Source organism: Macrococcus sp. DPC7161 (assembly GCF_004117835.1).
Taxonomy (GTDB): Bacteria; Bacillota; Bacilli; order Staphylococcales; family Staphylococcaceae; genus SDSC01.
The window spans coordinates 1-315 of sequence record NZ_SDSC01000068.1; the positions used below are offsets into that span (position 1 = coordinate 1).

Consider the following 315-nt stretch of genomic DNA (forward strand, 5'->3'; position numbering starts at 1 on the left):
CACAAACAACAGATGTTAATGGTAATTATTTATTCACCGGCTTAAAACCAGGCGACTATACAGTAGTATTTGGAACACCAGCTCAAGTGACAAATCCAGATGGAACAACAACAAATTACACAGAAGTGACAAGTGTGAATGAACAAACAGATGGAGATAACTCAAACGTGGCATCGCAAGATGTAACTATCACAAACGCGAATAACTACACAATCGACCGAGGCTTTAAAGCAACGACAACACCAGTGCCAACATATGAAATCGGAGATAAAGTATGGTTAGATACAAATGGAGATGACATCCAAAATGGTGGAA

The 315-nt window shown here is 39.0% G+C and carries 1 protein-coding gene; it reads left to right on the plus strand.

Annotated elements, in window-relative coordinates:
* Positions 1-315 (plus strand): MSCRAMM family adhesin SdrC (locus ER639_RS12150; protein ID WP_240664089.1); only part of this gene is annotated, 315 nt, incomplete at both ends.